Below are 2,048 nucleotides of genomic sequence, written 5' to 3'. Positions count from 1 at the left end.
TAGGCCTCGAGGGCCCACACCTCCATCTCGCCGAAACGCTGTCCACCGAACTGCGCCTTACCACCCAGCGGCTGCTGGGTGATCATGGAGTACGGGCCGGTCGAACGTGCGTGGATCTTGTCGTCGACCAGGTGCAGCAGCTTCAGGATGTAGATGTAGCCGACCGAGATCGGGTACGGGAACGGCTCGCCTGAGCGGCCGTCGAACAGCTTGGCCTTGCCGGTCTCCTGCACCATGCGGTCACCGTCGCGGTTGGCGATGGTGTTGCCGAGCAGGCCGACGATCTCCTCCTCGTGGGCGCCGTCGAACACCGGGGTGGCGACGTTGGTGCGCGGCTCGACGTGGCCGAAGCCCTTGTCGCGCAGCCGCTCGGCCCAGGCCTCCTCGAGGCCGGAGATGTCCCAGCCCCTGGCGGCGATCCACCCGAGGTGGGTCTCCAGCACCTGGCCGACGTTCATTCGACCGGGCACACCGAGGGGGTTGAGGATGATGTCGACCGGGGTGCCGTCCTCGAGGAACGGCATGTCCTCGACGGGCAGGATCTTGGAGATGACGCCCTTGTTGCCGTGACGGCCGGCGAGCTTGTCACCGTCGGTGATCTTACGCTTCTGGGCCACGTAGACGCGGACCAGCTCGTTGACACCGGGCGGAAGCTCGTCGCCCTCCTCACGGGAGAACACGCGGACGCCGATGACCTTGCCGGACTCACCGTGCGGCACCTTCAGCGAGGTGTCGCGAACCTCGCGCGCCTTCTCACCGAAGATCGCACGCAGCAGCCGCTCCTCCGGCGTCAGCTCGGTCTCGCCCTTCGGGGTGACCTTGCCGACCAGGATGTCACCGGGAACGACCTCGGCGCCGATGCGGATGATGCCGCGCTCGTCGAGGTCAGCCAGGACCTCCTCGGAGACGTTCGGGATGTCCCGGGTGATCTCCTCGGGGCCCAGCTTGGTGTCGCGGGCGTCGACCTCGTGCTCCTCGATGTGGATCGAGGACAGCACGTCGTCCTGCACCAGACGCTGGGACAGGATGATCGCGTCTTCGTAGTTGTGGCCCTCCCACGGCATGAACGCCACCAGCAGGTTCTTGCCCAGCGCCATCTCACCGTTGTCGGTGCAGGGACCGTCGGCGATGACCTGGTTGACCTCGACCCTGTCGCCTTCGGCGACGATGGGCTTCTGGTTGAAGGAGGTGCCCTGGTTGGAGCGCTTGAACTTGGCGACCCTGTAGGTCGTGCGGGTGCCGTCGTCGTTCATGACCGTGACGTAGTCGGCGGAGACCTCCTCGACCACGCCGGCCTTCTCGGCGCTGATGACGTCGCCGGCATCGGTCGCGGCACGGTACTCCATGCCGGTGCCGACCAGCGGCGCCTCGCTCTTCAGCAGCGGCACGGACTGCCTCTGCATGTTGGAGCCCATGAGCGCGCGGTTGGCGTCGTCGTGCTCCAGGAACGGGATCATCGCGGTGGCGACGGAGACCATCTGGCGCGCGGAGACGTCGACGTAGTCGACCTCCTCGGCACGGGCGAGCTCGGTCTCACCGCCCTTGGTGCGGACCAGGACGCGGGACTCGGCGAAGGAACCGTCGGCGTTGAGCGCGGTGTTGGCCTGCGCCTTGACGTAGCGGTCCTCCTCGTCGGCCGTGAGGTAGTCGATCTGCTCGGTCACCTTGCCGTCGACGACCTTGCGGTAAGGCGTCTCGACGAAGCCGAAGGCGTTGATGCGGCCGTAGGAGGCCAGCGAGCCGATCAGGCCGATGTTCGGGCCTTCAGGGGTCTCGATCGGGCACATCCGGCCGTAGTGGGACGGGTGCACGTCACGGACCTCGAAACCGGCCCGCTCACGCGACAGACCACCGGGGCCCAGCGCGGACAGACGCCGCTTGTGCGTCAGGCCGGCCAGCGGGTTGGTCTGGTCCATGAACTGCGACAGCTGCGAGGTGCCGAAGAACTCCTTGATCGACGCCACGACCGGGCGGATGTTGATCAGGGTCTGCGGCGTGATCGCCTCGACGTCCTGCGTGGTCATACGCTCGCGGACGACGCGCTCCAT

1 protein-coding gene is annotated in these 2,048 nt (G+C 67.1%); it reads right to left on the bottom strand.

All coding sequences use genetic code 11. The annotated features are described in order from the left end of the window. Positions 1-2,048, bottom strand: a 2,048-nt coding sequence (locus AB0B45_RS51420; protein ID WP_358146371.1) for a DNA-directed RNA polymerase subunit beta, incomplete at both ends; no start/stop codon positions are given.

It is taken from the genome of Nonomuraea sp. NPDC049152 (genome assembly GCF_040648355.1).
Taxonomy (GTDB): domain Bacteria; phylum Actinomycetota; class Actinomycetes; order Streptosporangiales; family Streptosporangiaceae; genus Nonomuraea.
This window is presented reverse-complemented; position numbering and strand designations above follow the sequence as displayed.